Source organism: Bacteroidota bacterium, from assembly GCA_018698135.1.
Lineage (GTDB): Bacteria > Bacteroidota > Bacteroidia > CAILMK01 > JAAYUY01 > JABINZ01.
The window spans coordinates 1-7305 of the sequence record JABINZ010000156.1 but is presented as its reverse complement, the minus strand read 5'-3'; the positions used below and the strand labels follow the sequence as shown (position 1 = coordinate 7305).

The 7305-nt window shown below is 33.8% G+C and carries 6 protein-coding genes; 1 reads left to right on the top strand and 5 read right to left on the bottom strand.

Features of this window, described 5'->3' with window-relative positions:
* Positions 1-290: 290 nt before the first annotated feature.
* From HOG71_10250 to HOG71_10230, 5 genes are read right to left on the bottom strand one after another with little or no spacing between them, the layout of a single operon-like run.
* Positions 291-1097 (bottom strand): hypothetical protein, encoded by an 807-nt coding sequence (locus HOG71_10250; GenBank protein ID MBT5991218.1) that lies wholly within the window; start codon positions 1095-1097, stop codon positions 291-293.
* A complete protein-coding gene (locus HOG71_10245) occupies positions 1098-1277 on the bottom strand; it encodes a hypothetical protein (GenBank protein MBT5991217.1) in 180 nt (59 codons plus the stop codon).
* A gap of 30 nt (positions 1278-1307) precedes the next feature.
* Complete coding sequence (locus HOG71_10240; protein MBT5991216.1) at positions 1308-2297, bottom strand: NAD(P)-binding domain-containing protein; 990 nt, start codon at positions 2295-2297, stop codon at positions 1308-1310.
* Positions 2290-3639 carry an efflux RND transporter periplasmic adaptor subunit gene (locus HOG71_10235; protein MBT5991215.1) on the bottom strand — a complete coding sequence of 450 codons (1350 nt, stop codon included), beginning with the start codon at positions 3637-3639 and terminating at the stop codon, positions 2290-2292. Before HOG71_10235 ends, HOG71_10240 begins: the two co-directional genes overlap by 8 nt.
* A gap of 32 nt (positions 3640-3671) precedes the next feature.
* Positions 3672-5024, bottom strand: coding sequence for a TolC family protein (locus HOG71_10230; GenBank protein MBT5991214.1), 1353 nt, complete (start codon positions 5022-5024; stop codon positions 3672-3674).
* A gap of 255 nt (positions 5025-5279) precedes the next feature.
* Between HOG71_10230 and HOG71_10225 the strand changes: the two genes are divergently transcribed.
* The coding region (locus HOG71_10225; GenBank protein MBT5991213.1) for a DUF3352 domain-containing protein at positions 5280-7305 on the top strand (2026 nt) is incomplete at its 3' end.

Here is a 7305-nt window from a genome sequence, read left to right as displayed (position 1 = left end):
CTCTTGGAACTTTCAATAAACAAAAGTTTTTTGCTTTTTATCTAATTCTAGTGCTACAAAGACTTAAGTCTTTCATTTATCGCTTCTCACATTCACCCTTAGGAAGACTTGCGAGAACAGGTATGTTTTCTAACATAATTAACCAAACTAAAAGGTCCAGTTTTTTGTACCATGCTCTTGGAAAAGCAAACTTTCCTTTATGTATTATGCATAAGGCTCTTGCTCTTTATGTACAATTATTAATAATGCAGTAATTCAAATTTGCCTTCAGTTGGTTGCCGGGAAGGAAGTTAATAATCTACTAAATTGATAATTTCACCATCTTCATCATAAAATATCCAGTGTCCAGTTTTTTCGCCTTTCTCATAATATCCGATTACTTTCAGCATCCCTGAATCATAATATTCTTTATGATTGCCATGAAAAACGGCCTCAGCTGCATAATTTAGTGGCAAATTATCAGCTAATTGAAAACCAGTAATAAATGAATTTGAGTTGTCACAATCATGTATTAATAGTAGGCGGCAATAGTCATATTCTGTACATAGTATCAGGTTTCCACTTCTATTAAAAACTGTTTTTACTTTACCATATTCATTATCAGATCCCCATTTTTCCTTCAGAAATCCATTACTATCAAACTTATAATAATACAACCAATCAAGATTTGTTATCTCAATAAGATTTGGCTTTTTATTCAGATAATCTTGCCAGCTTACAGTTATCCACAACGTATCATGAAAGTAATAATCTTCAATAACGAATGAATCTTTTCTTGTTTTACTAAGTTGACTCTCATGAATAATCATTTGTCCTTGATACCATTTGACACTATTATTATTCACAACATTATTTATGGATTCTGGTGTTTCAGGACTATAAAATATCCTATAGTAACTCTCATTTTGATACCAAAACCAATTCCCAGCCATGTTGTATAGTGTTTCAATAACTATCCAATTACTATCTGGCTTAGATTCATGGACTAAACTTGTTCCAAGAAGGACTTTAGCATAAAGGCTATCTACACATTCTCTTTGAGAAAATGTTTGCATTGAAAGTAATAAAAGAGGTATAATAATGAAATACTTTCTCATTCAAAACTTATTTAGGAACCATTGTAACTTTTGTCTTAAGAAGATAAACCACCTACCCAATCTCGGATCATACTGCCTGAACATGGTTGTATAGGAGTTTCCGGTGCCGAATACTTCATTATCCTTTTCTATACCGTTAAAACCAAACCTATAAGTATCACCAATTATTCTTCTTATCATGTAAATTCTATTTACACACTCAATCATTTATCAATCAAAGCCCTCTTCCAATGCCTGAAGCGTTTTCAAAGGATCTTCCTGATTATAGAGAATTTTATAAACAGCCGAAACAATTCTCAACTTCACACAACTTTCTCGCATTAACTTACAAAATGATTTAACTGCATAATGTCCTTCTGGTATCATGTTCATTTCTATCAAAGCGGCTTTGGTCGAATAACCATGTCCGATCATACTGCCAAAAGTGCGGTTTCGACTAAACTTAGAAAATGCCGTTACCAGTAAATCGCCTAAATAGCCTGAACTCATGAGATTTCTGTCAGCAGGACATTCCTGCTTAAGCATCATATCCATTTCACGAATAGCATTCGACATCAAAACTGCAAGGAAATTATCTCCATAACCCACACTTTGACTAATTCCAGCTGCAATAGCATAGATATTTTTCAATACAGCTGCATATTCTAAACCTGGTACATCTGTTGAGGTTCTTACAGCTATATAATCTGTTTCAAGAAAAGAACCAGCTCTTAGTGCATTTTCTTCAGAACTTGATGCCAAGGTCAAATAGGTTTTGCGTTTGGTAACCACCTCTTCAGCATGTGCGGGTCCGGTTAAAAATATAAACTGATCTGCGTTTAAATGGAAGTTCTTAATTATATAATCAGAAATAAGCTGATGATCGTGAGGAATAAGTCCTTTGGTTGTAGAAACAATTAACTTTCCTTCCATATCTGAATCATCTAGTTGCAATAATGTTTCCCGCAAAAAAACAGAAGGAACTGCAATAAAGATAATATCTGATTGTCTACATATCTCCCTGATGTCAGTACTAAGTTGCTCTGGTTTCAACTTTAAATCTACGGCTCTTAGATACTTTGGATTTCGACCTTTTAAGTTTATACTGTCAATAGTATTCTGTTTCCTTAGCCACCAAAAAACATCACCATCTTTGTCAAGCAAAGTTTTAACAATAGCCGTTCCATAGCTCCCTCCTCCTATAACACCAATTTTAGTCATTTTCCTTTTCCTTCGTTTTCTTTTTCACTGTTTGGTCATCTTTTAAGATTTTTGAAACAATGCTGTATGGTCCACTCACTACTTCCTGATCCTCTTTTAGGCCGCTTGTTATTTCAATGAAATAATCATCCTGAATTCCGATTTCAACGGGTACTAGTTTTGTTTTTCCATCTTCAAAAAGGAAAACAACTTCTTTTTTGTCATTTTCTTTTTCGCCCTTTTTCTTTTTGCTTTCTATTTCATCTCCTTCCGGATCAACAAATCGTGTTGTTACGGCCAATATGGGAACAGCAATCACATCCAAAGCACTACTGGTGTGCACATCTACCATGGCCGACATCCCAGGCCTAAATGGTGTCCGAACTGTTTTATTGGTATCAATCAAATGAGCGTACGATTCTTCAATTAGTCTTACTTTGATATCAAATGTGGTAATTTGATCAATCCCTCCTAAGTTATCTTTGCTTGAATTGGCAATTTCTGTGACCAAGCCCTTGAACTTTTCGTTTAAAAAAGCATCCACTTCAATATCTGCTGTATCTCCAAGAGAAATGCGAATAATGTCATTTTCATTGACATCAATATTCACGACCATTTGACTTAAATTGGCTAAACGCATAATTACCGTTCCAGCCATTTGAGCTGTACCCACTACTTTTTCCCCTTCCTGATTATTCAACCGGGTTACTATCCCATCAATAGGTGAATATATAGTTGTTTTATTCAAACTTTCGAATGCTTTTTGCTTTCGTGCAGCTGCTGAAACAATACCATATTTGGCCGTTTCTACTCCTTGTTTGGCCGATTCATTTTGTGCATTTGCACCCAAATATTCTGATTCAATTCTTTCAAATTCCGTATCCGAAACAGCTTTCTTTTCTTTTAAAATCAGATATCTTGCATACAATGTTTTACTCTTTTCCAACATTGCTCCTGATTGCTCGAGGTTTGCTTTGGCATTTTCAAGACCTGCTAACGAACTGTTATAGGCCGCTATCGCTTCATCAACACTTGATTTAAACTCATCTGGTTTGATGCGAAGTAATAAATCTCCTTTGCGAACACGATCGCCTTCCTTAACCTGAAGTTCAATAATTTCACCGGGAACATCAGAGGAAATAGATATTTCCTTCTCAGGCCTTAGTTTGCCACTGGCGGTTATTACTTCTGAAATAGATCGCTTACTAACCATGTTGGTTTCCACTTCTATCATATTGCTATCTCCAATCACTCCTTTTTTACTAAGAATCATGAGTACAACAATCATTGCCACCATGGCAATTGCCAACCAAACAAATAGTTTGTTATTTTTCTTTTTATAATGTCTTTTCTCAATAGCCATGAAACTAATTTTTGCTTTTTGAAAATCTAATTTTATAAACTTAAAGGTATGCCTCTGTAATAATCAAAAACTTTAATTCGATACAAATAATCGTATTTTGCACTCAGCAATGACGCTTCAGCCCGACTCAAATTGTTTCGGGAAGATTGCCATTCATAAAAATTTAATACCCCTTCTTTATACATTAAAGTTGATTGATCAAATAACAAGCGCTGTGCTTCCTGACTTTTAATGGCTGCTTCGTATTTTTTACCGGAATTATTCATTAGGTAATAGGCTTCATAAATAGCATTTTTCGATTGCACTTCCGTTTCACGATAGGTCAGTTCAGCATTTTTAATATTTAATTGAGCCAGTTGAGACGATCCCGAATTTTTCAAATTATTAAATATTGGAATCTGCAGTCCGAATGTTAAGTATTGACCAAGATTATTGTTTAATTGATCATTAAATGGATCTCGCTGACCGGTCAGTGGGTTCTTAATACTTGAATACCTTGTGCCCACTGAAGATTGCAAATCAATGCTAGGATATTTCATCGCTTGCACGGCTTTGTAATAAAATTGTGCACTTTCCAAGTCCGACTTAGCCCTTTTTACTTTTGGTAATTCAGCTATATTATTACTAATAACACTTTCAATATCCACCCGATCATAATCGCCTCCCGATGCCAGATTAATGTCATATTCATTGATTTTAATGGGTTTGCTGATTTCCCAATTCAAAATTTGTTTGAGGTTCAGATAACTTTGAATCAGATTGTTTTTGGCCTCTATATGTGTCACTTCATTGCTAGCCATTTCAGCTTTCAACTCCAATTCTTTTGATTTGGTTTCCTGCCCTACTTCAACTAAAATCCGTATTCTTTCGAGCAATCCTTTTGTGAGTTCAATTTGCTCAACTGCTAAATTTAGTTGCTCTTTATTCATTAATATTTGCAGATACGATAGCGCAACACTCATGGCTACCTGATCTTTCACATCTTCATAAGTCCAGTTACTCGCATCTAAGGCATGCTGATTTGACTTCACCGTATTCAATAAACGAAAGCCATTAAAAATGGTCAGGTTAGAACTAAGCTGAAAATAATTTGAACTGGTTCTTTCTTTTACATATTCATAAGTTGTATAGTCCAGTGAATTTCCAAAATTCAATCCCTGATTAATATAGCCATTAACAGAAGGCAACATGGCTGCTTTGCTTTGAAGAAGCTCTGATTGTTTACGATCAATATCAAGCATGTTTTGCCTTACACTTATGTTTTGCTTTAAAGCATATTCAATGCAATCTGAAAGACTCAATGCTTCTTGTGAATTTCCTTTTAGAGGTAAAAGAAAAACAGAAGAAATCAGTAAGACTATGCTTATTGAACAGAAATTTTTCATTAAAATATCATTTAATTTCAAATAATGAACCCCTGGATAATGGGAATCAAGTAATAAATAAATCAATAAACTACATCATTGACATCCTATAATTAATCAAAAGTAGGAACAATAATTCAAATGTATGATTAGAAAATATATTATGCTTATTTACGAATTAGCTGTGCATTATTATATTTTCTTGTTATTGACAATCATAGTAATTTTAAAGTTCGTATCAATCAATCGATAAGTCATATTTAACTGTTTTAATACATGTCCGGATTCAAAAAAGGATTATTTATTTCACTAGCTTTAGTCGTTCTTATAATAGTTGTTTGGTTTGCTTTACCAAAATTAAAGCTAAAGAATAATTATCCTGATCCATTGACAGCTTTGCCTGAAAATGCTATTTTGTTTTACCAAGGAGATAATTTCCGTCATGAATTTGATCAGATTTCGAAAACAACATACTGGAAAAACCTGCAAACAAGCCAAAACATTAATGCTTTCGCAAAGTCCTACTCCCTGGTTGACTCGGCCATTCATAAAAACGAAAAAATCAATTCCTACATTACAAGTCAGAAAATGGTTTTAAGTCTGCACAAAATATCCCGTCAGCAAATCGGTGTATTGCTTCTTATGCAAACAAAAGGAAAATTTAAGGAAGATGATGTTCGCAAAATGATAGCTTCAGAATTAGAAACCGATGCAAAAAAAAGTGTATTTGAAGGAGTAAGTGTATTTAATTATCAAGCTCAATCCAAACAATCGACAGTGGCTTTTGCTTTTTTAGATGGGATTTTAGCTATCAGCTCATCATCAATTATAATTGAAGATGCTATTCGTTCATATCATCTTTCAACAGGACTAATTGACAAATCAAATTTTGGCGTCACATTTAATGAATTTAAAGAAAATTGGTTTGTCAACTTCAAACAACTTCCTACTTTATTGGATATTTTTATTAGTGATGATTTGCGCGATTTTGCTGGCAGCCTTTCCTATTTTGCACAAACAGCAAATTACGAATTGAAGAACGATGAAGCATCTTTCTCATTACGAGGAAGTATTCAGATGGCAGATACTTTTAATGGATTCAATCGATTGTTTACTAACCAAAAAGCTCGAAAATCCGACATCAGTAAAATTGCCTCATTAAAAAGTGCTATGCTTTTCTCCTATCAAATTAGTGACCCAAAGGCTTTTTTGCAGCATTATCAGGATTATATGAAATTCAGCAAGCGCTGGAATGCTTATGAAGCAGCTCTGGTTTCCTTTGAAAAAAAACACCAAATAAATATTGAAAATGATATTTTACCCTTACTAAATGGATCATTTGCTTTGAGTATTAATGAACCATTTGCTGAAGATTTCAAACAAAATAAAATTGTTTATATAAAGGTTGAACATGCGGCAGAAGCAAGTCGTATTCTCAAGAGATCAGAATCTCAAAATGATGACACGAGCGAGCAAATTGATGATTTTTATAAATCGCATGAAATATATGTGACAAACAAAGCTGATCTGTTTTATCTGATTTTTGGTTCTTCTTTTAAACTAGATGAAAAAGCTTATTTCACAAGTATCCGCGATTACCTTGTATTTAGTCCTAACTTACACTCATTGAAACAGATTATTGATGATTTCACAAATGGACAAACACTTAATTCTTCAAGCGATTATCATCGATTTGCCGATAAATTAGTCAGTGAAAGTAATTTCTTTGCCTATATAAATTCCAATCGAACCAATGCAGTATTGGAACATGTGCTGAGCAAAAGTTGGTATGAAAAAAATCTTAGAAATTCCATTTTTACAAAATTGGAAACTCTTGGATATCAAATCGTGAATAACAATAATGGATTTTATAATGAGTTGCTTACGACATTCTCTTCATCTGCCACACAAAGTATGGAAAAAGTATGGGAAGTAGCATTAGACACTACTTTTTCTATTGAACCTTGGATCTTTAAAAATCACAATTCAGGTAAACAAGAGGTAATGGTTTTTGATGAAAAGAACAATTTATACCTGATCAGCAATACTGGCGAGATTCTATGGAAAAGACAATTGGATAACAAAATAGTGGGCGATATTCACCAGGTAGATTTCTATAAAAACAAAAAACTGCAGTATTTATTTACAACTGAAACCCACCTTCAACTGATTGATAGATTGGGCCGAAATACGGCTAATTATCCAATTCGCTTAAGTGCAAAAGCAAGTTCCGGAATAAGTTTATATCAAAAAAGTAAAACGGATACACGTATTTTTGTAGGAACCGAAAAGAATCATATTT

Coding starts and splice junctions, on each gene's coding strand:
- HOG71_10250 (MBT5991218.1), bottom strand. CDS start 1,097: ATGAGAAAGTATTTCATTATTATACCTCTTTTATTACTTTCAATGCAA.
- HOG71_10245 (MBT5991217.1), bottom strand. CDS start 1,277: ATGATAAGAAGAATAATTGGTGATACTTATAGGTTTGGTTTTAACGGT.
- HOG71_10240 (MBT5991216.1), bottom strand. CDS start 2,297: ATGACTAAAATTGGTGTTATAGGAGGAGGGAGCTATGGAACGGCTATT.
- HOG71_10235 (MBT5991215.1), bottom strand. CDS start 3,639: ATGGCTATTGAGAAAAGACATTATAAAAAGAAAAATAACAAACTATTT.
- HOG71_10230 (MBT5991214.1), bottom strand. CDS start 5,024: ATGAAAAATTTCTGTTCAATAAGCATAGTCTTACTGATTTCTTCTGTT.